Origin of the sequence: Kribbella sp. NBC_00482 (assembly GCF_036013725.1) — a bacterium.
GTDB lineage: Bacteria > Actinomycetota > Actinomycetes > Propionibacteriales > Kribbellaceae > Kribbella.
Window position 1 is genome coordinate 8,654,088 of sequence record NZ_CP107881.1, and the last position, 25,797, is coordinate 8,679,884.

A 25,797-nucleotide genomic window follows, 5' to 3' on the forward strand; every position below is an offset into this window, starting at 1 on the left:
CTCGGCCCCCGGACCACTGTGGTCCGGGGGCCGAGCCCTGTTTTGCGGAAGATTTTCGTCACCAGGTGGCGAAAATCTTCCGGAAACCTGGCCTCAGGTGGTGGGGAGGAGGTGGAAGCCGACGCCTCGGACTGCGTGGATGGTGACTGTGGCGCCGAGGTTGGTGAGTTTTTGGCGGAGGCGTTTGACGACCGAGTGGATGTGCGAGCCGTGGCCGAGGTGCTCGTTGCCCCAGACGGCGTGGTGCAGGCGCTGGTACGTCCAGATCCGGCCGGGTTCCGCCACCAGGCAGTGCAGGAAGTCGTGCTCCAGCCGGGTGAGCGGCATCTCGCGGTCCTTCCAGCGGACCACGCGGCGGTCGACGTCCAGGCGCAACTCGGCGACCGGCTCGGGTTCACGTACCGCCTGCATCCGGCGCTCCGCGGCTGCCGCCACGGTCGGCACTTTCGGTACGGCGGCGGTCGCACCGATCGCCGCACTCGGGGCGACCGTGACTCCCGTGAGCTCGAGGAAGGCGCGGGCCTGGTCGGCGTTCGAGACCAGGAGCAGCGCGTCGGCGCCGCCCAGCAGGCGGGCCAGGTGTACTCGTTCGGCCGTGGACGCGGCCACGCCGATGATCAACGACGAATCGGACGGCCTCTCGATCGGCATCACAAGCTCGCCCCTCCCAGTCGAACCGGCCCGCCCTAAGTACGGTTCACGGCGCGAACTAAGTCAAGTGATTCGCGGCCCGTCGGGCTGGCACATATGCGTCCTGTCCGAGACAGGACAGCCAAACCTCGGCAAAACCTCGCGACGCTCCCCGGACAGGTGTGCGATCGGCCCGCCAAGCGGAGTAGTCTCCTCGCGCACGGTCACTCTGACCGCATCCACGGAGGAACAGTGCCCGGTCTCGTTCGACGGCCGCTCGTCATCTGGTTGCTCGCGGCCCTCGCAGTCCCTGTACTGCTGACGGCTGTGCTGATTCCGGCCAGGGCGGGCACCACCGAGGACGACCTCCGCGAACGCACCACGGCAGCTCTGAAAGCACGCGGTATCGAGGCCGGCGGCGTCGACTTCGACGGCCGGAACGCGCGCGTCACTGTGCCGGCCGGAGTGGATCCGGCGGTGGTCCAGGAGGTCGTGTCCGGCGTCGACGGCGTACGGTCGGTCGAGCTCGTGAACGGGCAGGCGGCCGGTGCGACGCCGACACCTGCTCCGACCAGCAGCAGTACGCCGTCGCAGTCCGACGTACCGGCGTTCGAGGTCGGGCGGACGGATCGGTCGATCCGGGTCCAGGCGCCGGTGCGGAGCCAGGCGGTCAAGGACGCGATCGCCGCCGAGGTCGAGCAGGTGCTCGGCGAGGACCGTGAGTACGACGACCGCACCACGATCGACGCTGCGAACGGGCTCGCCGAGGCGTCGACGGTGTCCGCGCTGCTGCGGGCGCTGGCGATCGGCGGCGGTGACGCCTCGGTGCGGTACGACGGGGAGACCGTGACGCTGTCCGGTCAGGTACCGGACCAGGCGACCAAGGCGACCATCGGCCGGGCCGCCGCGGCCGCCGTTCCGGGTGCGGTGATCGCGGACGAGCTGGCGCTCCCGGCGCCGCCGAAGAGCGCGGTCAGCGAGCCGTGCCGTACCTTCCCGAGCCGGCTGGCCGAGTTCAGCCGGCAGTACCCGATCAACTTCCTGTCCGGTACGTCGATCGTGAACGACGCGTCGAAGCCGGCCGTGGTGAAGGCCGCCGCCGTCCTCAAGTCGTGTACGACGGTGCGCGTCGAGGTGGCCGGTCACACCGACGACCTCGGTTCGCCCGCGAGCAGCCTGCCGCTGTCCGAGCGCCGGGCTGCCGCGCTGAAGGCCGAACTGGTGCGGCTGGGGGTCGGTGCGAACCGGATCCTCGCGCACGGGTACGGCGAGGCGTTCCCGATCGCATCCAACGCCACCGGCGCCGGGCGGGTCGCGAACCGCCGCGCCGAGATCCGAGTAGTGCAGGGGAACTGATGAGCTGGCTGATCGCCGAGACCTGGATTCTGCTACTGGTCGCGTTCGTGCTGGGTAGCGCGGCCGCCTGGCTGGTGCACAGACTCGTCCGCCACTCGGCCGGAGGAGCACGCTGATGAGCTGGCTACTACGAGACAACTGGCTGGGCTCCCTCCTGGCGTTCCTGGTAGGCGCAACCATCACCTGGCGCCTCCTGGACCGCCGCCGCCCCACCCCCGCCACCGCCACCACCACCGCCCCCAGCCCCCAAGCACCGCCCTCTCCCCCCACACCCGCGCCCAAGCGACCCACCCCGGGAGCCGAGCCGGCCCCGCCGATCTCGCCGGACCAACAGACCCCCGCGACTAGATCGGCGAGCCCAGCGCCCGAGCCCGACCCGGCTCCGGCTCCGGCAGCGTCGGCAGCTTCCGCGGAGCCAGAACCTTCCGCGGAGCCGGCAGCTCGTGCGGGTTCGGGTGGGGAGGTTGAGCAGCCGGTGTTTTCGCAGTTGATGGGTGGGGAGGGGACGTTGTTCGACCACATCCAGCCGGCTGCGGACACGGCTCCGGACGCGCCAACCGACGTACCAGCTGGACGGTACGGCGAAGGATCGGCGGATGCGGTGCCGCATCAAGGCCCCCCGGACGGGTTCACGATCAAGGGGAACGCGCAGTCGATGCTGTTCCACACACCCGATTCGCCGTACTACGGCCGCACCAAACCAGAGGTCTGGTTCCGCACGGAGGCCGACGCGGAGCAGGCCGGCTTCACCAAGTACACCCGCCGCCCGCGCAAAGCCGCGGACCCGCGCGACTGACCCGCGCGAACGCCCCAAGGAGAGACCGTGCGACGCCAGCTCCACCTTCCCTTCATCGTCGGCCAGGACGAGGACGGCACCTGGATCGCCGAGTCGGCGCTGACCCCGGACATCTTCGTCTCCGGCGAGGGCGAGACCCGCGAAGCCTCCCTCGACGACCTCCGCGTCCAGGTAGCCCGCGTAGTAGCCGATTCCGGCGCCCCCGAACAACTGGTCGTCGAGGTCGACGTACCAGAGAACTGACCCCGGAACCGTCCTACGATCGCGACAACACTGAGTAACCAGGAGGCGGCCTTGCCACGCGACATTCACGTGCCCTTCACGATCGAGGAAGACCACGAGGACGGCGGCTGGGTTGCCCACGCCGCACTGACCCCGGATGCGTTCGCCAACGGCGAGGGCGAGACCCGCGAAGAGGCCATCGAGGACCTGAAGGAGGCCATCCTCGCGCTGGCTGATGTGGTCGGCGTGCCCGAGCAGCTGGTCGTGACCCTCCCTGACGACTGATGGCGAAGAAGAAACGGGATGCCGAGGCCGAGCTGCGGGCGGCCGGCTACAGCCCCGTGCCGGGAAAGAAGCGGGGCCACGGAGATCACGTCATCTGGCAACGGGGCAAACGAACGGTGTCGGTCCCGAAGCACGCTGAGATCAAGACCGGTACCTGGGACGGCATCCAGAAACAGGCCGGCCTCAACGGGAAAGGCGAGCCCGATCGGCAGCCATCGGAGCAGCAGAAGGCGATGGACCTGATCCAGGGCGGTAGCCCTGCGCCTGGTAGCGGTGGTGCGTCCGGGTCCGGCCAACGCGAGCAACCAGTAACCCAGCGCCACGGGAAGAAACGCGGCCGCGGGCGCGGCTGATCCGCTCGAAGGAGAACACGATGGGAACGGATGCCCAGGAGCCGTTGGAACCGGACGCTGTCATTCTTCCGGGGGAAGGGCAGGAGGGGCGGAACGTCAATGCGGATGAGGCGTATCCGGGTCTGCAGTCGGTGAACGTCCGGGGGTTGTTGCGGCGGTACCGGCGTGGTGGTGGTCGTGGTGGTTCAGCCCAGCAGACCGCGAAACAGCGTGACGAGCGGTCGCCGCGGCGGTGATCCCGCTGCGGTGAACCGACCGCGCCGAAGCCCGTCGCATCTGCCGTCATCGAATCGCAGTGTGGGCCGATCGCGTGCCCTATTTGCTTGTACTGGCAAAGGGCCGCCAGACTGTGCGGAACGCCTTGCGGACCCCGTCCGGCCGACGGCGTCACCACGTCACCGCAGTACCCCCGGAGTCGTCCGGGATCAACGCACTGCCCTCCCCTTTTAGGTGCGCCCGATCGGGGTACGGGAACTTAGGTTTGGAGACACCCGATGGAGGTGAGCGTGACCGACATGCTGCCGGAGCAGCACCACGGACTGACGAAGAGTGACCCGCTGTGGTTCAAGCGGGCCGTCTTCTACGAGGTCCTCGTGCGGTCCTTCAAGGACTCGAACGCCGACGGCATCGGCGACCTGCAAGGCCTGACCGAGAAACTCGACTATCTCGAGTGGCTCGGTGTCGACTGCCTCTGGTTACCGCCGTTCCAGCCCTCACCGCTACGTGACGGCGGGTACGACATCTCCGACTACACCGGCGTGATGACGGAGGTCGGCACGATCTCCGACTTCGCCGCGTTGATGGAGGCCGCGCATTCGCGCGGGATCCGGCTCATCGTCGACTTCGTGATGAACCACACCTCGGACCAGCACCCCTGGTTCCAGGCGTCGCGGGAGGACCCCGAGGGTCCGTACGGCGACTTCTACGTGTGGTCCGACACCGACGAGAAGTACACCGACGCGCGCATCATCTTCGTCGACACCGAGCAGTCGAACTGGACCTGGGACCCGGTCCGCGGCCAGTACTTCTGGCACCGCTTCTACTCCAACCAGCCGGACCTGAACTTCGAGAACCCGGCCGTCGGCGACGCGATCCTCGAGGCCCTGAAGTTCTGGCTCGACCTCGGCGTGGACGGTTTCCGGCTGGACGCGGTGCCGTACCTGTTCGAGACCGAGGGCTCCAACTGCGAGAACCTCCCCCGCACCCACGAGTTCCTCAAGCGGGTCCGCAAGGAGGTGGACGCGAACTACAGCGACCGCGTCCTGCTCTGCGAGGCGAACCAGTGGCCGGCCGACGTGGTCGAGTACTTCGGCGACCGGGACTCCGGCGGCGACGAGTGCCAGATGGCGTTCCACTTCCCGGTGATGCCGCGGATCTTCATGGGCGTACGGCGGGAGTCGCGGTTCCCGATCTCCGAGATCCTGGCCCAGACGCCGGAGATCCCGGACACCTGCCAGTGGGGCATCTTCCTGCGCAACCACGACGAGCTCACTCTCGAGATGGTCAGCGACGAAGAGCGCGACTACATGTGGGGCGAGTACGCGCAGGACCCGCGGATGAAGGCGAACATCGGCATCCGCCGCCGGCTCGCACCGCTGCTGGACAACGACACCAACAAGATGGAGTTGTTCACCGCGCTGCTGCTCAGCCTGCCGGGATCCCCGATCCTGTACTACGGCGACGAGATCGGCATGGGCGACAACATCTGGCTGGGCGACCGGGACGGCGTCCGCACCCCGATGCAGTGGTCCCCGGACCGCAACGCCTCGTTCTCCACCGCGACGCCGGGCAAGCTCAGCCTGCCGGTGATCATGGACCCGGTCTACGGTTTCCAGGCGGTGAACGTCGAGGCCGAGATGGAGAACGCCTCGTCGTTGCTGCACTGGACCCGTCGGATGATCCAGACCCGCAAGCAGCACCCGTCGTTCGGTATGGGCACCTTCACGGACCTGGGCGGCTCCAACCCGAGCGTGCTGTCGTACGTCCGGGAGTTCGGCGACGACGTCGTGCTGTGCGTGAACAACCTGTCGAGGTTCCCGCAGCCGATCGAGCTGGACCTGCGGCAGTGGCAGGGCGTCGAGCCGATCGAACTGCTCGGCGGCGTGCACTTCCCCACGATCGGCGAGTTGCCCTACCTTCTGACCCTCGGCGCCCACGGTTTCTACTGGTTCCGGCTGCCGGTGGCGAAGCCGGAAGACCTGCCGGAAAAGCATGAGGAGAGCATTTAAGTGACTTCCCATCTGGACCAGGTCCAGTCCTTCTGCGCGAGCCAGAGGTGGTTCGGGGAGAAGGGACACGACGTTCACGTCGAAGCGGTGGCCACGTCGACGTGGCTGTCCGACGCGGACGCCTGGCCGGCGGTCCGGATCGGGTTCGTCTACTGTGCGGGGCCACCCGGGGCGGAATCCCCGATCCGGGTGTACCAGCTGCCGCTCAGCTACCACCGCGCGCCGGTCGACAACCTCGGCCACGCGCTGGTCGGCGAGTGGGCCGAACCAGACCTCGGCGACACCGAGGTCTGGGTGTACGACGCGTTGCACGACAAGGAAGCGACGCCGTACTGGCTGGACGGGATCACGCACGGACGGCAGCTGGACGGGCTGGAGTTCCATCCCGTCCAGGCTCCGGAAGGCTCGATCGAGGTACCGGAGGACGCGCAGTCGCTGGTCCTCACGGTCGAGCAGAGCAACACGTCGCTGGTGTTCGGCGACGTCGCGCTGCTGAAGGTGTTCCGCAGGCTCGAGCCCGGGAGCAACCCCGGAGTCGAGATCGAGTCGGCGCTCACCGAGTCCGGGTCCGAACTGGTCCCGGAGGTGCTGGGGTCCGCGCGTGGTCGGTGGCCGCGCGCGGGCGGCGGGACCGACAGCGGCGAGCTGGCGATGATGACGGCGTTCCAGAAGAACGCGACCGACGGCTGGACGTTCGCGACCTCGTCGGTGCGGGACCTGTACGCCGAGGCCGACCTGCACGCCGAGGAGGTCGGCGGTGACTTCGCCGCCGAGTCGCACCGGCTCGGCGCGAGCACGGCGCAGGTGCACTCCGAGCTGGCGAAGGCGCTCGGCACCGACGTCTGGGAGCCGGCCAAGCTGGTCGAGCACGCGAACGCGATGCGCCGCCGCCTCGACAAGGCCGCAGCTGCGATCCCGGAACTCGCGCCGTACGCCGGCGGACTGGCGCGGGCGTTCGACGCGCTGGCGGCGTACGACCAGCCGGTGACGGTGCAGCGGATCCACGGCGACTTCCATCTCGGTCAGGTGCTGCGGACGATCGACGGCTGGAAGCTGATCGACTTCGAGGGTGAGCCGGCCAAGTCGCTGGTCGAGCGGCGGGCGCTGGACACCGAGGTGAAGGACATCGCCGGGATGCTGCGCTCGTTCGACTACGCGGCCCGGTCGCTGCTGGCCGATCACCAGGGCGACCAGCAGATCGCGTACCGCGCGGCCGAGTGGGTGGACCGCAACCAGCAGGCCTTCTGCGACGGGTACGCCGAGGCGGCGGGCAGCGATCCGCGCGAGCAGAGCGTGCTGCTGAACGCGTTCCTCGCGGACAAGGTCATCTACGAGACTCTCTACGAGGCCCGCAACCGCCCGAGCTGGCTGCTGATCCCGCTGTCGGCTGCCGCGCAACTGGCCGAACAGTAGTACCCCAAATCTCAGCCAAGTAATCCAATCTCGGCCGAGAATTACAGAGCGCTTGTGAACGCTCACTGCAATACTTTCGGGTATGTCGCCCGAGCCACCACAGTTAGAGGTCCTTGTCCTGGGGCCTCTCGCGGTCAGGCTCGGCGGCAGTCCGATCGCGGTCGACCGCCCGCTGGAGCGTGCGCTGCTGGTCCGGCTCGCGTTGGCCGGCGGCCTGTCCGTGCCCGACCACCGGCTGGCGACCGACCTGTGGGGTGACGTCGATCTGGCCCGCCCGACGGAGCGGCTGCGGGTGCTCGCGTCCCGTTTGCGCGGCGCGATCGACGCCCCTGAGGCGCTGGTCCGGGTCAACGGCGGCTACGCGCTCGCGGCCCGGCTCACCGATCTGACGGCGGCCCGTGCGGCAGCCGAGCAGATGCATGCGGCGGTGCGGTCCGGCGACCACTTCGCCGTACGTACAGCGGCGCGGGCCGCGCTCGCGCAGTGGCGGGGACCGTCGTTAGCCGATCTGCGCACGGTCCCGTACGCCGTGGTGGAAGGCGAGCAGCTGGACGCCTGGCGGCTGGCGCTCCAGGTCGAGCGGCTGGACGCGGAGCTCGCTCTCGGACATGCTGCCGAGGCCGCGCGAGAGCTGGAGGCTCTGGCGGCCGAGAACCCTTTGCACGAACGGCTCTGGTGCCTGCTGGCCCTGTCGCTCTATCGGACCGGTCGGCAAGCGGACGCGCTCACGCGACTCGCGACGCTACGGGGTCGGTTGGCTGATGAGCTCGGTGTGGATCCGGTTCCGGACACCGCCGCGATGGAGCTACGCCTGCTCCGCCAGGACCCGGCTCTGCTCCCCCAAGTCATCCCAACCCCTGCACCAACGGTCACGCTGCCGGCTCGGATGACCAGCTTCGTCGGCCGCCACAGAGAGCTGGGGTCGCTGGTGGAGCGGCTCGGCGAGCCCGGTCTGGTCACGTTGACGGGCGGTCCGGGCAGCGGGAAGTCCCGGCTCGCGTTCGAGGCGGCGCGTGCGGTGGCCGGTCGCGCCGTACGGCTGGTCGAGCTGGCGCCGTTGCAGCGTGAGAGCGCCGTACTGGAAGCGATTGCGGGTGACGATGCCGGCGGTCACGATCCGCTTGAGGCAGCCGCGGCGGCGCTGGACGGTTCGGTGCTGGTGCTCGACAACGCCGAGCACGTGGTCGAGCAGACAGCGGAGATCGTGGCCGCTCTGCTGCAGCGGGCGCCCGCGCTGACGGTCCTGGTCACCTCGCAACGGCCCTTGCAGCTGGCGAACGAGGAGGTCCGTCCGATGCGGCCGCTGGACGCGTTGGACGCGGCCCGGCTGTTCAGTGAACGGTCTGCCGTAGACGCGCAGGGAGCCGACCCGGAGCAGGTTGCAGCGATCTGTACGGCGGTCGACCGGTACCCGCTCGGCATCGAGCTGGCTGCTGGTCTCACGCGGACCCTGACCGTGCCGCAGCTGGCCAAGCGGCTGGCTGACCGGATGCGGTTGCTGGTCGCCGGTGCGCGGGATGCGCAGCTGCGGCACACCAGTCTGGTCGCGGCACTGGACTGGAGTCACCAGCTCCTCGGCGACGCGGAGCGCGCCGTACTGCGCCGCATCGCTGTGTTTGCGGGCGGCTTCACGCTGGAAGCAGCAGAACAGGTCGCCGTCGATCCCCGCGACGTGGCGCCGGTGCTCACTGAGCTCGCGGACCGGAGTCTGCTGACGGTTGAGGCCGTCAACGGGCGGCGGTTCCGGCTGCTGGAGACCGTGCGCGACTATGCGCTCGGGAAGCTCGAGGAGGCCGGCGAGACCGAGCTGGTGCGGCTGGCGCAGCTGGAGTGGGCGGTCGGCTTCGTCGAGGCGGTCGGCCGCGCTGACGACGACTTCGCGTCGGCCGAGTCCGTGGCCGACGTCTTCGCGGAGTGGCCGAACCTCCTCGACGTACTGGACCGCGCACCCGGGACGGACCGCGCGGTGGTCGGGCTGCGGCTGGCACTCGCGTTGCACACGCCCTGGCTGATCCGCGGCATGTACGCCGAAGCAGCCCGACACCTCGGCGCGCTAGCAGACGCTCCTGGTGCGACGACAGCCGAGCGGGTCACCGCGCTGAGCAATCACGGCTTCGTACTGACGATGCGCGGCCAGTTCGACCACGCGGCGGAGTCATTGACCGAGGCCGAGGCGCTCGCCCGGACGCAGGACGACGACACACTGACGCTGACAGCCCTCTACTACCGCAGCATCGTGGAGATCGAACGCGGTCAGCTCCGCGACGCCTTCACACCGTTGCTCGCCGGTCAGGCCTTGGCGCGGACCTCGCCGCAACATGAACGCAGGCTGTCCGCGTGCACGGACGCGCTCGGCACGCTGTACGTCTACACAGGTCAACCGGCCAAGGCGCTCGAGTGCTACGAGACGTGCATCGTGGCGGACCGCGAGTACGGCGACGAGCACGGCCTCTCCCGCGGCCTGAGCAACCTGGCCGGTGCACTGGTCGGCCTGGAGCGGTACGACGACGCGTTGAAGGCAGCCTCCGAATCCGACCACTATGCGCGGCGGCTCGACGACCGTCAGATCCTGCCGCTCAACGAGGTGATCCGCGGCCTGGTCGCGATCGCCCGCGAGGACCTCGATGCCGGGGAGAAGTTCCTCCGCGCCGCGGTCGAGTACGCGATCGCGGACGACAGCGGTGTGACGCACGCGTACATCGACCTGGCTGACCTCCTGGTCCTGCAGGGCGAACTCGACGAGGCCGCCAGCCTGCTGGACGCGGTCTTCGCGGAAGCCCCCGACCACAGCACGTCCTGGCTCGCCGCACGCGCCATCGCCGCCGCCCTCGCACTGGCCCAAGGCAACCGCGACCACGCCACCACCCTGGTAACCGAGACCACCAAGGCTTACACCCAAACCGGCTTCGCCTGGCCCCGCTACACCACCCGCCTCGACACCGTCCGCGCCGCTTTGAACGATTGAGTTTGTGTACTTCGGGACTCGGCGGGTACGGGGTGCGGTGTAGAGGGTCGGGATCGGGCAGGATGGTGTTCATGGGAGAGCGTGAAGCTTTTGAGGAGCCGGTGGTGGCGACCGACGAGCCTGTGGTGACAGCGGTTTCGGTGACTCGGACCGATCTCGAACGACTGGTCGCCGGTACGTTCCACGATCCTCATCAGGTGCTCGGCCCGCATCTCGGCGATCACGGCGTCACCGTCCGCGCGCTACGCCCGTACGCCAACAGCGTGACAGTGCTGTACGACGGCGAGCGGCTCGAGCTCCGGCATGAGCACGACGGGATCTGGGTCGGCGTACTCGACATCGACAAGGTCCCGGACTACCGCCTCGAGGTCACCTACACCGACGGCCCCGCGAGCGAGGTCGACGACCCGTACCGGTACCTCCCGTCGCTCGGCGAGGTCGACCTGCACCTGATCGGCGAGGGCCGCCACGAGCAACTGTGGACCGTGCTCGGCGCCCACGTCCGGCGGCACGAAGGCCCGACCGGCGCAGTGACCGGTACGTCGTTCGCGGTCTGGGCCCCGAACGCACAGGGCATCCGGCTGACCGCTGACTTCAACTTCTGGGACGGCCGCGCGCATCCGATGCGCTCGCTCGGCGGCTCCGGTGTGTGGGAGCTGTTCGTGCCCGGCATCGGCCCGGGAACGCGGTACAAGTTCGACATCTGCGGTCGCGACGGTGTGTGGCGGCAGAAGGCCGACCCGATGGCGAACCTGGCCGAGACTCCCCCGGCGAACGCGTCCGTCGTGCACGAGTCGTCGTACGAGTGGAGCGACTCCGACTGGCTGACCAAGCGCGCCGGCGCGCACGCGTACGCCGAGCCGATGAGCGTGTACGAGGTGCATCTCGGCTCGTGGCGCAAGGGCAAGTCGTACCGCGAGCTGGCCGACGAGCTCGTTGCCTATGTCAACGAGATGGGCTTCACCCATGTCGAGTTGATGCCGGTGATGGAGCACCCGTTCGGCGGCTCGTGGGGCTACCAGGTCACGTCGTACTTCGCTCCGACCTCGCGGTTCGGCGACCCGGACGACTTCCGGTTCCTGGTCGACAAGCTGCACCAGGCCGGGATCGGCGTCCTCGTCGACTGGGTGCCGGCGCACTTCCCGAAGGACGCCTGGGCGCTGGCCCGGTTCGACGGTACGCCGCTCTACGAGCACCCGGACCCGCGCCGCGGCGAGCAGCCCGACTGGGGCACGCTGGTGTTCGACTTCGGCCGTCCGCAGGTACGCAACTTCCTGGTCGCGAACGCGCTCTACTGGGCCGAGGAGTTCCACATCGACGGCCTGCGGGTGGACGCGGTCGCCTCGATGCTCTACCTGGACTACTCGCGGCAGGAGGGTCAGTGGGTGCCGAACCAGTTCGGCGGCCGCGAGAACCTGGAGGCCGTGTCGTTCCTGCAGGAGATGAACGCGACGCTCTACAAGCGGGTCCCGGGCGTGATCACGGTCGCGGAGGAGTCGACGTCCTGGCCGGGCGTCACCCGCGCGACGCATCTCGGCGGCCTCGGCTTCGGCTTCAAGTGGAACATGGGCTGGATGAACGACTCGCTCAGCTACCTGGAGCATGAGCCGGTGCACCGGCAGTACCACCACCACGAGCTGACGTTCTCGATGATGTACGCGTACTCCGAGAACTTCGTCCTCCCGCTGTCCCACGACGAGGTCGTGCACGGCAAGGGTTCGCTGCTGCGGAAGATGCCGGGCGACCGCTGGCAGCAGCTGGCGAACCTCCGTGCGTACCTGGCGATGATGTGGGCGCACCCGGGCAAGCAGCTGCTGTTCATGGGCTGCGAGTTCGGCCAGGAGTCGGAGTGGTCGGAGAAGGGCGAGCTGGACTGGTGGCTGCTGGAACACAGCGACCACAAGGGTCTGCAGGACCTGATCCGCGACCTGAACCGGGTCTACAAGGACAACCCGGCGTTCTGGCGAACCGATCACGACGCGGAGAAGTTCAGCTGGATCGACGCTAACGACGCCGGTAACAACGTGTTCTCGTTCCTGCGGTACGGCGAGGAGGGCGAGCCGACCGTGGCGTGTATCGCGAACTTCTCCGCGCTCCCGTACCACGGCTACCGCCTCGGCCTGCCGTACGCCGGCCGCTGGGAGGAGGTCGTCAACACCGACGCCAACTCGTACGGCGGATCGGGCGTGGGCAACTTCGGCGCTGTCGAGGCCGATGGGCCGGAATGGCACGGCCTGAAGTCCAGTGCCGAGCTGTCCGTGCCACCCCTGGCGACGGTGTACCTGCGCTTCACCGGGTAGCGTTCACGGCGTGACCGCCGTATATCCGCTGTCAGATGCCGAGCTGACGCTGCGTCCCTCGCAGCCGAACGGGCAGGTGGTGACGTTCGACGTCGTGCGCACTGACGTCGAGCCCAGCGGCCCGCTCGGCACGGTCGAGGTACGCCAGACGACGCCGGGCGTCGGCCTGGTCACTTGGGCGCTCGACGGCGGTCCCGGCGTGGCGGAGCGGGCTATGCGGCTCGCGGCCGAGTACGCGTTCGGTGAGCTCGGTCTGGAGCGGTTGCAGGTCGAGGTGGATCCTTCGCTGCATGCCTCCGCCCGGGTCGCGGTGCGGTCCGGCTTCCGGCGGGAGGGCGTGCTGCGCGGGGCTGCGCTGGTGGAGGGCGAGCGCCGCGATGTCGCCGTGTACGGGATGCGCGTCGACGATCCGCGTCCGGACACGGTGACGGGCTGGACCGCGTTGATGGACTCGACGCTGCCGAAGAAGCGCGTGATCGCCCACGTCGTCGTACGTGACACCGCTGGACGGGTGCTGCTGTGCCAGGTCAGCTACAAGAAGGACCTAGAGCTGCCGGGCGGTGTTGTCGAGCCGGACGAGGACCCCGCGACCGGTGCGTCCCGCGAGATGGAGGAAGAGCTCGGTACGGCGCTCCCGCTGCTCGGCGTACTCGCGATCGACTGGCTGCCGCGTTGGGAGGGCTGGGGCGACGCCGTCGAGATCCTGTACGACGGCGGCGTACACGACCCGTCCCTTATCGACCGCTTGCAGCCCGACGGGTTCGAGATCCGGGGCATCTCCTGGCAGGCGCCGGACAAGCTGGCCGGGCTGGTCTCGCCGCTCAATGCACGCCGACTCCCGATGCTTCTGGACGCGCCGGACCAGCTGCACAATCTCAGGAACGGCTCGCCCATCACCTCGTGAGCTGGCCGACGCACCAGGTGTAATGCCCGTCGCCGGCGTTCTCGTCGTAGATCGTGGCGGTGATGATCGCGTACGCCCTCCGGTACAGCCGCATCCGCTCCCGATCGTGCCCGAGTGTCTCGAACCGGGCGGTGAGCAGGTCGTCGAGTCGGCGCGCCTCGGGCGAATACATGTCGAAGAACCCGGCCGCGAGCGACGCCTCGAACGTGCTGTCCCCCGCGGTCGACAGGAACCCCCAGTCCAGTACCGCCTCCACCCGCTGACCGTCCATCAGCACGTTGGGCGGACAGATGTCCCCGTGCACAACGCTCATCCCGTCTCCGAGCTGGGTCAGGCCGTCCAGCACTTCCCCCAACAGTTCTGGGAAACCGGCGACATCACGCTCCAGGTGGACGCTCGAGGCTTCTGCGCGACGCCGTACCAATCCCGCCAGACTCTCGCCCCACGACCGCCCCCAGAACGGCTGCCCGAGCACCGGCATCGCCTTGCTCGCCGGCCCAGGCCGCACCTCGCGCAACGCCTCCACCACGGCGACGAACGCGTCCAGCGCAACGTCTTCCGGCAGCCCGGCCTCGTGCAGCGGTACGCCGGTCAGCTTGTCCTCGACGCTGACCGCCAGCCCGTCCTCGCCCGCCGTGACCTCCCGGATCCGCGGCGTCCGGAACGGCAGCTCCGGCAGCTCGTCGAGGAACGCCTGCAACGGCCGCACGTCCTCCGGCCGGCGATCGAACCAGACCTTCCGCACGGACCCGTCGCCGAGATCGTAGACGGCCCCTTCCATCCCCTGCCCGATGAGTTCCACCGGGCCGACCCTATAGGTCCTTGCTAGCGAATGAAGCGGATCGTCAGGGGATAGCGGTAATCGCTGCCACCGGACGCGGCGACCGTCGCGAGGATGATCACCACCAGCGCCGCGATCGCGCCGATCACGACCAGCGGTACGACGATCAGCACCCCGAGACCGAACGTGATGAAGATCAGCACGGCCGAGACCGCCGAGTAGATCAGCAGCGAGATCTGGAAGTTCAGCGACTCCACCGCGTGCCGGCGTACGAAGTCCGAGCGGTCCCGGAACATCAGCCAGACGACCAGCGGGCAGAGGAACCCCATCGCCAGCCAGGCCGCGACCAGCACTCCGATGTGCGCGACCAGCGCCCACGTACGTTCTTCAGAGCCTGACAGCGGCGTGCTCATAGTCCAGTCAAGCACACCGATTCCTTTTCCAGGTGTCTTCGGTCTGTACCGGTGACAGACCTGCAACGAAAGGGATGCACGATGGCGAGCAAGGAGTCGGAAGCGGTTCGGCGGCACTGGGCGGCGAACCGGAAGGCTGCTGAGGAGAACCTCCAGGACGGCGATCAGGAGCTGGCCGACCACCGCTGGGCCGGGCTGACGACCGAGCCGGGTGATGTGGACTACCTGGCGGTGCCCGGACGCCGGGCTACGTGGATCGTGCCGCACGGCGCCGCCGCGGACAGGGTGCTGCTGTGTCTGCACGGCGGTGGCTTCGTCGGCGGATCGCAGTACTCGCATCGGAAGCTGTTCGCGCACCTCGCCCGGGCGGTCGGGGCGCGGGCACTGGTCTTCGACTATCCACTGGCGCCCGATCACACGCATCCGGCCCAGGTCGACGAGGCGGTCGACACGTACCGCTGGTTGCTCGACCAGGGCATCGCGCCCGAACACATCGTCTTCACCGGCGACTCGGCCGGCGGCGGGCTGACGATCACCACGCAACTACGCGCCCGCTCGGTCGGCCTGCCGCTGCCCGCCGGCGCGATGCCGTTCTCGCCGTGGGTGGACTTCGAGGCGACAGGTACGTCGTACGACGAGAACCGGGACCGCGACGCGTTCTTCCACCGGGACCTGGTCCGTGGACTCGCCTGGATCTTCCTCGGACCGGACGGCTCGCCGCACGACCCGTTCGTGAACCCGTTGTACGGCGACCTGACCGGGCTCGGGCCGATCTACATTCAGGTCGGCGGGGACGAAGTACTCCTGGACGACGCTGAGCAGCTCGCGGCCGCCGCGGAGAAGGCCGGGGTCGAGGTACAGCTGGATGTGTTTCCGGAGATGCAGCACACGTTCCAGATGGCGGCGGGGCGCGCGCCGGAGGCGGACGATGCTGTTGGGCGGATGGGACGCTGGGCTCGGCGGGTGCTGGGGCTGTGATGATCGAGGGAGCGGTGATGAGCGAGTTCGGCGTGACCGAGCCGTTCCGCAAGGAGTTGCTCGCGCACTGCTACCGGATGCTCGCGTCGGTGCACGAGGCCGAGGACGCGGTGCAGGAGACGTACCTGCGGGCCTGGCGGTCCTGGTCGTCCTTCGAGGGCCGCTCGTCGCTGCGGGTCTGGCTGTACCGCATCGCAACCAATGTGTGCCTGACCGCGCTCGACCAACGCCGCCGCCGGGCGCTGCCCTCCGGTTTGGGAGCACCTGCCACCGATCTCAGTCCCGGCGTACCGCCAGACGATCCGGCCGTGCGGTTTGTCGAGCCGATCGCCGAGACCCTGGTCAGCTCCGATCCTGCATCGATCGTCACCGTCCGGGAGAGCCTGCGGCTGGCGTTGATCGCCGCCCTGCAGTACCTGCCGCCGAAGCAGCGCGCCGTACTGATCCTGCGCGAGGTACTCGCCTTCCCAGCCGCCGAAGTCGCCACGATGCTCGACACCTCGGTCGCGGCCGTGAAGAGCACGCTGCAACGCGCCCGCGCCCGCCTGGACTCCACGGCGCCGTCGCACGGCGACGTCTCGGCACCCACCGACCCCGAATCGCTAGCACTGCTGGACGACTACATCGCCGGCTTCGAGAACGCCGACACCGCCGCCCTAGAACGTGCTCTTCGCGCCGACGCCGCGATCGAGATGGTCGGTACGACGGCTTGGTTCAACGGTCGCGTGATGTGCCTGAAGCTCCTCGCCTCCGCGGTCGGCGCACCCGGTGACTGGCGGATGATCCCGATCATCGCGAACGGCCAGCCCGCCGTGGGCGCCTACTTCAAGGGCGCCCCGTACGGTGTCGCCGTACTCACGCCCACTCCGACCGGCCTCACCCACATCCACGTCTTCAGCACACCAAGCCTCGTCACGTACTTCGGTCTGCCGCCTACAGCTCCTGCACCGTGAGCCGTGCGCGGCGGCTCGTGCTGACGAGAGCCAGCGCCAGTACGACGAGCCCCATTGCGAACGTCGGCCACCAGACAACATGCTCGGCGCGGACGAACCGTCGCGGATCGGTCGTCGCGGTGGCGCCGACGATCGATCCGGCGATCGCGACGCCGAGCGACGTACCGGTCTGACGGCCGACCGACGCGACCGAACCGGCCAGACCGGCCATCGACGCCGGCATCCCGGACACCGCCGAGTTCGCGATCGGCGGGTTGATGGTGCCGAGGAAGACGCCGAAGAACAGGAAGATCGCGAGCACGTTGAGCAGCGGTGTGGACGCTTGGATCGTGAGCGATGCGAGCGCTCCGAGCGTCAGCGCCGTACCCGCGACGACGAGTGGCAGGCGTGGGCCGCGCGCGCCGACGATCCGGCCCGTCAGCGGTGAGAGGACGCAGATGAGGAGACCGACGGGCAGCAGGCACAGACCGGCGTCGAGCGCGGACAGGTGCCGAACGCTCTGCAAGTAGAGCGTGGTGACGAACAGGAACGCGCCGAACCCCGTGTAGGCGAACATCGCGATCACCACGGCCGAGCTGAACGGGACGCTGCGGAACAGGCGGAGCTCGAGCAACGGCTCTCTGCGGCGGCGTTCGTACGCGATCAGGAGGACCGCGGCGACGGCGGCCGCGGCGATCAACGGCGTACGCCACTGGTTCTTCTCGATGATCGCGGACACGACGCTGCCGAGGAGTACGACGGTCAGGAGCTGGCCGATCGGGTCGAAGCGGCGGCCGTGGGCGGCGCGGGACTCGGGGACGTACAGGCTGGTGAAGATCACCGCGAGGACGACGATCGGCAGATTCACCCAGAAGATCGACCGCCAGCCGAGGCCGTCGACGAGCGCGCCGCCGAGGATCGGGCCGAGGACGAGCGAGAGGCCGGCGGTCGCGCCGAAGATCCCGATCGCGCGGGCGCGCTCGGCGCGCTCCGGGAACACGGTCACCACGATCGCCATCGCGACCGGGTTGAGCAGCGTGCCGCCGACAGCCTGGACAGCGCGGGCGGCGATCAGCGTCTCGATGCTGGGGGCGAGACTGCAGAGGAGCGAGCCGAGGCCGAAGACGGTCAGCCCGACGCGGAACATGCGCTTGCGGCCGTACCTGTCGGCGGTCGAGCCGGCCAGCAGCAGGAAGCTCGCCAGCACCAGGGTGTAGGAGTCGACGGTCCATTGCAGACCGGCCGTCGAGGCACCGAGATCGTCCCGGATCGCGGGCAGCGCCATGTTCACGATCGAGATGTCCATCACCGAGATCAGCAGGCTCGCGCAGCAGATCGCGAGGACGGCGTACCGGCGGGCACTGGTCAGACCAGTGTCCTCGAGCGTTGGAAGGGTCATACCAGCAACGCTAGGATTTAGAGCGTGCTCGAAGTCAATGAACGCGGGATCAGCATCGCCGAAGCCGCCGAACACACCGGCGTCAGTGTCCACACGCTGCGGTACTACGAACGCGCCGGCCTGGTCGTCACCACCGTCGACCGGACCGCCGGCGGGCGCCGCCGCTACCGCAAACTCGACCTCGACTGGATCAAGATCTGCACCAGGTTCCGCGCCACCGGCATGCCGATCCGCACCATCCGCCGGTACGCCGAACTCGTCACCGCCGGCCGCGGCAACGAGAAGGACCGCCTCGAACTCCTCGAGACCCACCGCGCCGAGATCCTCACCCAACTGGCTCAGCTCACCGAAAGCCTCGAACTCATCGACCACAAGATCGACGTCTACCGAGGCCGCATGCAAGCCGGCGACGCCGACCAACTCTGGGCCCCTCGGCCTGATGAAGGCTAGCGGTTGAGGTTGGTGAGGCGGGTGGTGAGGAAGCGGCGTTCGGTTTCGTTGGCGGTCAGACGGATCGCCTGTTCGTAGGCCTCGGCCGCTTGCGCGGGACGGTCGAGGCGGGTGAGAACATCGGCCCGGGTCGCCGGGAGGTAGGCGTACGTCGCGAGCGCCGGCTCCTTGCTCAAGGCATCCAATTCGACCAGGACCGCCTCCAGATCGGCCCCAGGAACCAGACTGCGCGCAGCCACCCGATTGAGCGCGACGATCGGAGTCGGCCAGCTCACCATCATCGCGTCGTACATGCGGACCACCTGCCCCCAGTCCGTCTTCTCCCACGACGGCGCCGTCACGTGCAGCCCGGCAACGGCCGCCTGCAACGCGAACCTCCCATGCCCCCGCTGCAACGCCGCCGTCGCCCGCGACACACCCTCCGCCAACAGCTTCACGTCCCACCGCGACCGGTCCTGATCCGCCAGCAGCACCAGTTCACCGTCCGCGCTGACCCGCGCGTCACCACGCGCCTCGGTCATCAACAGCAGCCCTAGCAGTGCTAGCGGTTCCGGCTCGTCCGGCATCAACCGCTCCAGCATCCGCGCCAGCTCGATCGCCCGCCCGGTCAGATCGGTCCGCGTCAGCTCCGCCCCCGTGGCGACGTACCCCGCCGTGTACACCAGGTGTACGACGGTCAGCACCACATCCATCCGCGCCGGCAACTCGTGGTCCGCCGGAATGCGATACGGGATCCCGGCCGCCGCGATCTTCTTCTTCGCCCGGGTGATCCGCGCCGCCGCCGTCGCCTCGCCGATCAGCAGCACGGCGGCGACCTCTCGCGTGGTCAACCCGCAGATCAGCCGCAACGTCAGCGCCACTTGCGATTCCCGCGCCAGGGCCGGGTGGCAGCAAGTGAACACCAGCCGCAGCGGATCCGTCGGCTGCTCAGCGTCGTCGGGCTGCTCGGTGTTGGCGGGCTGCTCCACCAGAAGGGGCAGTTTCCGCCGCAGATTCGTCTCCCGCCGCAGCCGGTCCAGCGCGAGCCGCCGGGCGACCGTCGTCAGCCAGCCAGCCGGGTTGTCCGGAATCCCGTCCGGCCAGGTACGCAGCGCCTGCACGAACGCGTCCTGCGTGCAGTCCTCCGCGAGATCCAGGTCCCGGGTCAGCCGGACCACGGACGACAGCACCGTCGACCAGCTCTCCCGGTGCGCCCGGTCCACCACCCGGGTGACCTCTACCGCCTCCGTCACCATCTCCCCTGTTCCCCCTGCCCGTGGGTACGCCGACGAGACGGAGCGTCGGCGTACCCGGGTCGAACGGCACTATCGTCCGTGCGCGATCGCGATCCGCCTGTCAGGCCGACGGAGCCGCGTCCTCGGACGTCGCCATTACCGGCCGGACCTCGATGTTGCCGGACGGGCAGAGCTTGGCCAACTCCAGCGCCTGGTCGAGATCACGCGCCTCGATCACGTAGAACCCGCCGAGCGCCTCCCGCGTCTCGATGAACGGACCGTCGGTGACCAGCGGTTCGGCGCCCTCGCGGTTCTTGACCGTGCTCGCCGTGCTGGACCGCTCCAGCGCCTCCCCGCCGAGGATCCGCGCCCCGGCCTTCTCCACCGCCGCCGTGAACTCCCCGTGCAACTTCATCGCCTGCTGCCACTCGTCGCGCGTCAGGTTGTCGTACCACTCCTCGCTGTCGAACAGCAGGAACATGTACTGCGCCATCTCGGGCTCCCTCGTCGATGTCTTCTACTTGGATATCTTGCTGACGATCGCCGCGACACGGAATCGACAACACCCGGAAAGAATTTTTGAGGTCGCGCAAAGTGGTGGCGCCGTCGCGAGCGTCGTCCCGCGGAGTGCTGGGCAAGGCGGAGGAGGGAGACGGGACGGAGTCCCTTCGACCGACGACAACGCCGCCCAGTGCCCGCGGGGCGGCGCGCAGCAGGCGCCACCACTTTGCGCGACCTCTTGTTACCGTGGGGTACATGGAGCACCTCGACGTCCTGATCGTCGGCGCGGGCCTGTCCGGGATCGGCGCGGCGTACCGGATCCAGACCCGGTGCCCGGACCGCACGTACGCCGTACTCGAGGGCCGCGACGCGCTCGGCGGCACCTGGGACCTGTTCCGGTACCCGGGGGTGCGGTCGGACTCCGACATGTTCACGCTCGGGTTCCCGTTCCACCCGTGGAGGGCGGCGAAGGCGATCGCGGACGGGCCGTCGATCCTCGACTACCTGCACGAGACCGCGTCGACGTACGGGATCGACAAGCACATCCGCTTCGGCCAGCGCGTCGTCCGCGCCTCGTGGTCGTCCGCGGACGCGCTGTGGACCGTGGACACGGCGGACGCGGCGTACACCTGCTCGTTCCTCTACGTGTGCAGCGGGTACTACGACTACGACTCGGGGTACGTCGTCGACTTCGACGGAAAGAATGATTTCCAGGGCCGGATCGTGCACCCGCAGCACTGGCCGGACCAGTTGGACTACGCCGGTCAGCGCGTTGTCGTGATCGGCAGCGGCGCGACCGCCGTGACCCTGGTGCCTGCGATGGCGGGTACGGCGGAACACGTGACGCTGCTGCAACGGTCGCCGAGCTACGTCGCCTCTCGCCCGGCCCATGACGCGGTGTCGGACCGCATCCGCGCCGTACTGCCCGAAAATCTCGCGCACCGGCTGATCCGCGGGAAGAACGTTGTCGCGAGCACCGCGATCTACAACGCGTTCCGGAGATGGCCGGCACATGCGGCCTGGTTGTTGAACAGCACCGTGGCGAAGCAACTGCCCGAGTCGATCCCGGTCGATCCGCACTTCACGCCGCGGTACAAGCCGTGGGATCAGCGACTCTGCCTGGTCCCGGACGCGGACCTGTTCAAGGCGCTGCGCAACGGGTCGGCCTCGGTGGTGACCGAGGAGATCGACCGGTTCACGCCGACCGGGCTGCGGCTGCGCTCCGGGCGTGAACTGGAGGCCGATCTCGTGGTCACCGCGACCGGCCTCCGCATGGTTGCGCTCGGCAACATCCAGGTGACGGTCGACGGGCGGGCGGTGGCGCCGCAGGACACGTTCGTCTACAAGGGCATGATGCTGAGCGGCGTACCGAACCTCGCCTGGTGCATTGGGTACACCAACAACTCGTGGACGTTGCGCTCCGACCTCACCTCACAGTACGTGTGCCGGCTGCTCAACCACCTCACCGCAACCGGCACCCGCATCTGCCTTCCCGAGGTCGACCCTTCCGAGTACGACGCTCCACCCCGCCCCGTCGTCGACCTCTCCTCCGGCTACATCCGCCGAGCCGCCCAGATCCTCCCCCGCCAAGGCAGCCAAGGCCCCTGGCGCCTCCGCCAGAACTACCCCCGCGACCTCATCACGCTCCGCTACAACCGCCTCGACGACGGCGTCATGCAGTTCAGCTAGGGACGGGCGCGGGCGGCTGCAGGCCGACGTACGTCGCGGACGGGCGGATGATCTTCGGGTCGGTGGACTGTTCGAGGATGTTGGCGGACCAGCCGATGATGCGGCTGACGGCGAACGTCGGCGTGAACATGGCGCGCGGGATGCCGCACAGCTCCATCACGACACCGGCGTAGAACTCGACGTTGGCGTACAGGTTGCGGCCCGGCTTCAGCTCGGCGAGTACGTCGACGATGCGCTGCTCCACGGTCGTCGCGAAGTCGACGAGGTCGCCGCCGATCCCGCGGGCGATGTCACGCAGCATCAGCGACCGCGGGTCCTCGGTGCGGTACACCGCGTGCCCGAACCCCATGATCCGGTCGCCGGCGGACACCTTCGCGCGGACCCAGTCGTCGATGCGGTCCGGCGTACCGATCTCGTCGAGGCTCGCGAGAGCGCGATCCGGCGCGCCGCCGTGCAGCGGGCCGGAGAAGGCGCCGATCGCACCAGCCACGGCCGCGACCACGTCCGCACCAGTGGACGCGATGACGCGTGCGGTGAAGGTGGACGCGTTGAAGCCGTGGTCGACGGTCGAGACGAGGTAGTGCTCGATCGCGGTCGCGTGGACGGCGGTAGGTGCGGCGCCGGTCACGAGGTAGAGCCAGTTCTCGGCTGCTGACAGGTCGGCTCGTGGCTCCAGTGGCTGCTGTCCTTCGCGAAGCCGGTACAGGGCCGCGAGGATGGTTGGCGTCACTGCGCAGACCAGCATCGCGTCGGCCTTGCGGCGGGCCGGGTCGACATCCCACAGCTTCGGGAGACCACGGACAGCCGCGAGGAGCGACAACGCGGTGCGGAGACCGGCGAGCGGGTTGAACGTCGTACCGGCGGTCGCGATGGCCGGGAGGACCGCGCTGACCTCGTCGGGGAGGACGCGCAGCGGGGCGAGCTCGGCGACGAACCGGTCGCGCTCGGCGGCGGTCGGGAGGTGGCCCTCGAACATCAGGTACCAGACGTCTTCGAGGGTCTTGGACTTGGCGAGATCGATCGCCGAGTACTCGCGGTAGTGGTAGAAACCCTCGTCCCCACGGACGTCGCCGAGGGTCGTCTCGGTGACGATGACGTTGCGCAGGCCAGGCGGAACATTGATCGTTGTTGACATATCTTCAGAGTTGACAGGCGATCAATGATTGTCAATATTGATCCAGTCAACATGAATCGTCCGAGGAGCGCGGGATGCCGTCCGAAGGTGACGAGAATTACCTGACCACCGCCGAGGTGGCGCGCCGTCTGCAGGTCAAGCCGGCGACGGTCTACGCCTACGTCAGCCGCGGCCTCCTCACCAGCGTCCGAGCCCGCGGCCGCCGCGGCAGCCTCTTCCCCGCTGCCGACGTCGAACGCCTGGCCGCCCGCTCGGTAGAACACTCCGGCGTGGTCGAACGCATCGAATCCGAACTCACCCTCCTCCAGGACGACAACCTCTACTACCGAGGCCACTCCGCCCATTCCCTCGCCACCACCGCCACCCTCCCCCAAGTAGCCACCCTCCTCTGGACCGGCCAACCCCCATCAGACTCGGGTGGGGTGAACCCGGACTTGTTTGGGGTTGAGCGGGAGGGGGTGGAGCTGGCTCGGGCGGCTATGGAGGTGGTGCCGGCGGGGGCTCGGTTGACGGATCGGTTGCGGGTGGCGGTGGCGGTGTTGGGGGCTGCCGATCCGTTGCGGTTCGATCTGTCGGCGACGTCGGTGACTGCCGCGGCCGGGAGGTTGATCGGGACTCTGGTCGCGGCACTCCCGGGCCCGATCGTCACGCGCACGACGCTGGGCGGGAAGCTCTGGCCGAAGCTCACAGACGCAGAACCCCGACCCGAGGTACTCGACGCCGCACTCATCCTCCTGGCCGACCACGGACTCGCAGTCTCCACCGTCGCAGCCAGAGTCGCGGCCAGCGCCCGAGCGAACCTGTACGCCGTCATCTCGGCAGGTCTCGGCGCACTCGACGGCCAGTACCACGGCGCCGCACCGACCCTCGCGTACGAGTTCCTGGACCGAGCGAAACACGACCCGCTGAAGGCGTTGTCGGACCAGTTGCGTTCCGGCGAACCGATCCCCGGCTTCGGCCACCGCATCTACCAGCACCGCGACCCGCGCGCCGACGTACTGCTCGAACTCCTGGGCGACCACCCGATCGTCAGCACGGTCCACGCGATCGCCGAACGTACGCCGACCTTCCCCAACAGCGACCTCGCGATCGCCGCCGTCATGCACGCCTACGGCTTCCGCCCCGACGCCGGGGACGCCCTCTTCGCCCTAGCCCGCATGATCGGCTGGACCGCCCACGCCCTGGAGGAATACGCAGCCCCCGCCCTCCGCTTCCGAACCCTAGGCATCTACACCGGCCAAACCACCTAACCCCGGGACCTGACGGCTGGCGCGGAGCGGGCCCGCCTGTTGCGCCGGTGGCGGGTTGTTGCACGGCTGGCGGGTTGTAGCAGGCCAGCGGTGAAACAACCCGTCAGCGGGCGCCTGATCTCGGTGGGTGGCTGACGCTGGTGTGGCTACTTGGTGGTTAGTTTTAGGAGGGTTGCGGCGCCGGGGTTCAGGGAGAGGGGGATCGGGGCTACGCGTTGGGAGGTGTACTTCTGGCGGGCCGGTTGGAAGATGCCGATCGACCCGACGGTCTGCTCGTTCACCGACACGACCGCTCGGGATCGCGTGCTGTGGGAGCGGTTGGCGATCAGGAGCCAGCGGTCGCTCGACGCGGTGTCGCGGGAGCGGAAGGTGCCGACGACGACCGCGTCGCCGGTGATGCCCGACACCAGGTTCGTCGGGGTGAAGCCGACGGTCCCGTTCGGCAGGGGCGTCTCGTTGGCGTGCTCAACGGTCTCGGACACGAGCGGCTTGAGTTCGCGGCCGACCTGGTGCAGCCAGGTGGTGTTGATCTGTTTCGCCGCGTAGTACCGCGAGGTTCGTTGCCCCTCGACGGTGATCAGCGCCGGCCCGAAGCCTTCGCCACGGGCGGCCTCGGGCGTCCAGTAGGTGAAGTACTGGATGCCTTTCGCGCCGTACGCGAGGCTGACGTTCACCTGCCAGAGCAGCTCGGCCGCGGTCGGCTCGCGATGGTTGTTGTAGGCAAGCGTCTGGATGAACACCCAGGACGGGATGTCGCCGTGCAACGCGGCGTCCCGGACGATCGCCCAGTTGTGGAAGTAGTTCGCGTCCTCGCGGCCCTCGGAGAGGAGCGGGTACCGGTCGAACGAGATCAGGGACGGCTTCACCACGTCGACGAAGTCGCGGTAGTACGACGCGTCGTCGGACGGGAACAGGTTGATGTACGGCAGCAGTTGCGGCGCCAGTTCGCGGGAGATCGACAGTGCCTTCGCCAGCGTCGCGAACCAGCCCGCGCCGGGTTCGTCGTAGAAGTTGAAGCCGGCCAGCGAGGAGTACGGACCGTACGCGTCGCGGGCCCGGGTGTAGAGCGCGCCGGCCTCGGCCGGGGTCACGCTGAGAAAGTCTGACGGGGTGTCAGAGATCGAGAACCAGCGGGACATGTTGCGGATCTGGATGTCGTCGGAGATCAGCATCTTCAGGCCGGCGTCGCGGACGAGGCCGAGCTGGTACTGGAAGATGTTGCCGTCGCCGGCGTAGTTGCCGGAGAGGACGAAGTCGAACCCGGCGTTCTTGATCTCGGCGAACCGTTCCGCCGTACTCGCGTACGGGTGCGGCGGCCAGAACAACCCGATCGGAAAATCGGCCCCGCCCGTCAACGGCAACGTGTCAGGCGACGGTACGGCGACCGCGGCCGCGCCGGCCGCACCGGACGCCGCACCCGACACGGATCCTGCGAATGCAGGTCCCGCCGAGGTGGATCCAGCCGACGCGGACGCAGTGGAGGCGGATGCTGTCGTGGCGGATGCGGCGGTGAGGGCGGTGGCGGTGGCGCCGAGGAGCAGGGCGCGGCGGCTGGGGCCGAGGGTCTGGTGCGGACTCTGCATGTCTCTCCTTCGAAAGGCGG

General features: G+C 68.7%; 24 protein-coding genes. 16 read left to right on the forward strand and 8 right to left on the reverse strand.

The window, feature by feature from the left end:
- Window positions 1–93: 93 nt before the first annotated feature.
- Entirely contained in the window at window positions 94–651 is a 558-nt protein-coding gene (locus OHB24_RS41625; protein WP_327636481.1) for a winged helix-turn-helix domain-containing protein, read from the reverse strand.
- Between the two features lie 231 nt (window positions 652–882).
- Between OHB24_RS41625 and arfA the strand changes: the two genes are divergently transcribed.
- From arfA to OHB24_RS41680, 11 genes are all read left to right on the forward strand, one after another.
- Window positions 883–1,986 (forward strand): channel-forming protein ArfA/OmpATb, encoded by a 1,104-nt coding sequence (gene arfA / locus OHB24_RS41630; protein ID WP_327636482.1) that lies wholly within the window; start codon window positions 883–885, stop codon window positions 1,984–1,986.
- Window positions 1,987–2,461: 475 nt separating this feature from the next.
- Window positions 2,462–2,782 (forward strand): sunset domain-containing protein, encoded by a 321-nt coding sequence (locus OHB24_RS41635; protein ID WP_327636483.1) that lies wholly within the window; start codon window positions 2,462–2,464, stop codon window positions 2,780–2,782.
- Window positions 2,783–2,809: 27 nt separating this feature from the next.
- Window positions 2,810–3,025: a hypothetical protein gene (locus OHB24_RS41640; RefSeq protein WP_327636484.1), complete on the forward strand. Its 216-nt coding sequence runs from the start codon at window positions 2,810–2,812 to the stop codon at window positions 3,023–3,025.
- A 51-nt stretch (window positions 3,026–3,076) separates the two neighbouring features.
- Window positions 3,077–3,289 carry a type II toxin-antitoxin system HicB family antitoxin gene (locus tag OHB24_RS41645; protein WP_327636485.1) on the forward strand — a complete coding sequence of 71 codons (213 nt, stop codon included), beginning with the start codon at window positions 3,077–3,079 and terminating at the stop codon, window positions 3,287–3,289.
- Window positions 3,289–3,642, forward strand: a complete 354-nt coding sequence (locus tag OHB24_RS41650) for a type II toxin-antitoxin system HicA family toxin (protein ID WP_327636486.1) — start codon at window positions 3,289–3,291, stop codon at window positions 3,640–3,642. Before OHB24_RS41645 ends, OHB24_RS41650 begins: the two co-directional genes overlap by 1 nt.
- A 20-nt stretch (window positions 3,643–3,662) precedes the next feature.
- Entirely contained in the window at window positions 3,663–3,878 is a 216-nt protein-coding gene (locus OHB24_RS41655) for a hypothetical protein (RefSeq protein ID WP_327636487.1), read from the forward strand.
- A 258-nt stretch (window positions 3,879–4,136) separates the two neighbouring features.
- On the forward strand, window positions 4,137–5,870 hold the full coding sequence (gene treS, locus OHB24_RS41660) for a maltose alpha-D-glucosyltransferase (RefSeq protein WP_442913946.1): 1,734 nt from the start codon (window positions 4,137–4,139) through the stop codon (window positions 5,868–5,870).
- Window positions 5,871–7,283 (forward strand): maltokinase N-terminal cap-like domain-containing protein, encoded by a 1,413-nt coding sequence (locus OHB24_RS41665; protein ID WP_327636488.1) that lies wholly within the window; start codon window positions 5,871–5,873, stop codon window positions 7,281–7,283.
- A gap of 82 nt (window positions 7,284–7,365) precedes the next feature.
- Window positions 7,366–10,248: an ATP-binding protein gene (locus tag OHB24_RS41670; protein ID WP_327636489.1), complete on the forward strand. Its 2,883-nt coding sequence runs from the start codon at window positions 7,366–7,368 to the stop codon at window positions 10,246–10,248.
- Between the two features lie 71 nt (window positions 10,249–10,319).
- Complete coding sequence (gene glgB, locus OHB24_RS41675; protein ID WP_327636490.1) at window positions 10,320–12,548, forward strand: 1,4-alpha-glucan branching protein GlgB; 2,229 nt, start codon at window positions 10,320–10,322, stop codon at window positions 12,546–12,548.
- A gap of 10 nt (window positions 12,549–12,558) precedes the next feature.
- On the forward strand, window positions 12,559–13,452 hold the full coding sequence (locus OHB24_RS41680; protein ID WP_327636491.1) for an NUDIX hydrolase: 894 nt from the start codon (window positions 12,559–12,561) through the stop codon (window positions 13,450–13,452).
- Here the strand turns inward: OHB24_RS41680 and OHB24_RS41685 are convergent.
- Together OHB24_RS41685 and OHB24_RS41690 are read right to left on the reverse strand one after the other, a co-directional pair.
- On the reverse strand, window positions 13,442–14,254 hold the full coding sequence (locus OHB24_RS41685; protein WP_327636492.1) for an aminoglycoside phosphotransferase family protein: 813 nt from the start codon (window positions 14,252–14,254) through the stop codon (window positions 13,442–13,444). The two genes, OHB24_RS41680 and OHB24_RS41685, sit on opposite strands and share 11 nt — an antisense overlap.
- 23 nt (window positions 14,255–14,277) lie before the next feature.
- Window positions 14,278–14,661 (reverse strand): DUF4870 domain-containing protein, encoded by a 384-nt coding sequence (locus OHB24_RS41690; protein WP_327636493.1) that lies wholly within the window; start codon window positions 14,659–14,661, stop codon window positions 14,278–14,280.
- 66 nt (window positions 14,662–14,727) lie between these two features.
- On the opposite strand from OHB24_RS41690, the gene OHB24_RS41695 reads away from it, so the two are divergent.
- Together OHB24_RS41695 and OHB24_RS41700 are read left to right on the forward strand one after the other, a co-directional pair.
- Window positions 14,728–15,624: an alpha/beta hydrolase gene (locus tag OHB24_RS41695; RefSeq protein WP_327636494.1), complete on the forward strand. Its 897-nt coding sequence runs from the start codon at window positions 14,728–14,730 to the stop codon at window positions 15,622–15,624.
- A gap of 17 nt (window positions 15,625–15,641) precedes the next feature.
- Complete coding sequence (locus OHB24_RS41700) at window positions 15,642–16,577, forward strand: RNA polymerase subunit sigma-70 (RefSeq protein WP_327636496.1); 936 nt, start codon at window positions 15,642–15,644, stop codon at window positions 16,575–16,577.
- Here OHB24_RS41700 and OHB24_RS41705 read toward each other — a convergent pair.
- Window positions 16,558–17,955 carry an MFS transporter gene (locus OHB24_RS41705; protein WP_327636498.1) on the reverse strand — a complete coding sequence of 466 codons (1,398 nt, stop codon included), beginning with the start codon at window positions 17,953–17,955 and terminating at the stop codon, window positions 16,558–16,560. The genes OHB24_RS41700 and OHB24_RS41705 overlap by 20 nt on opposite strands.
- A gap of 24 nt (window positions 17,956–17,979) precedes the next feature.
- Between OHB24_RS41705 and OHB24_RS41710 the strand changes: the two genes are divergently transcribed.
- Window positions 17,980–18,405 carry a MerR family transcriptional regulator gene (locus OHB24_RS41710; protein ID WP_327636500.1) on the forward strand — a complete coding sequence of 142 codons (426 nt, stop codon included), beginning with the start codon at window positions 17,980–17,982 and terminating at the stop codon, window positions 18,403–18,405.
- Here OHB24_RS41710 and OHB24_RS41715 read toward each other — a convergent pair.
- Window positions 18,402–19,640, reverse strand: coding sequence for an RNA polymerase sigma factor (locus OHB24_RS41715; protein ID WP_442913947.1), 1,239 nt, complete (start codon window positions 19,638–19,640; stop codon window positions 18,402–18,404). The two genes, OHB24_RS41710 and OHB24_RS41715, sit on opposite strands and share 4 nt — an antisense overlap.
- Window positions 19,641–19,740: 100 nt before the next feature.
- Entirely contained in the window at window positions 19,741–20,112 is a 372-nt protein-coding gene (locus OHB24_RS41720; RefSeq protein WP_327636504.1) for a YciI family protein, read from the reverse strand.
- Window positions 20,113–20,375: 263 nt separating this feature from the next.
- Between OHB24_RS41720 and OHB24_RS41725 the strand changes: the two genes are divergently transcribed.
- A complete protein-coding gene (locus OHB24_RS41725) occupies window positions 20,376–21,809 on the forward strand; it encodes a flavin-containing monooxygenase (protein ID WP_327636506.1) in 1,434 nt (477 codons plus the stop codon).
- On the opposite strand, the gene OHB24_RS41730 is transcribed toward OHB24_RS41725, so the two are convergent.
- Window positions 21,802–22,944 carry a citrate/2-methylcitrate synthase gene (locus OHB24_RS41730; RefSeq protein WP_327636508.1) on the reverse strand — a complete coding sequence of 381 codons (1,143 nt, stop codon included), beginning with the start codon at window positions 22,942–22,944 and terminating at the stop codon, window positions 21,802–21,804. The two genes, OHB24_RS41725 and OHB24_RS41730, sit on opposite strands and share 8 nt — an antisense overlap.
- Window positions 22,945–23,018: 74 nt before the next feature.
- Between OHB24_RS41730 and OHB24_RS41735 the strand changes: the two genes are divergently transcribed.
- Window positions 23,019–24,194, forward strand: a complete 1,176-nt coding sequence (locus tag OHB24_RS41735) for a citrate/2-methylcitrate synthase (protein WP_327636509.1) — start codon at window positions 23,019–23,021, stop codon at window positions 24,192–24,194.
- Between the two features lie 146 nt (window positions 24,195–24,340).
- Here OHB24_RS41735 and OHB24_RS41740 read toward each other — a convergent pair whose 3' ends face one another.
- A complete protein-coding gene (locus OHB24_RS41740; RefSeq protein ID WP_327636510.1) occupies window positions 24,341–25,777 on the reverse strand; it encodes a hypothetical protein in 1,437 nt (478 codons plus the stop codon).
- Window positions 25,778–25,797: the final 20 nt, after the last annotated feature.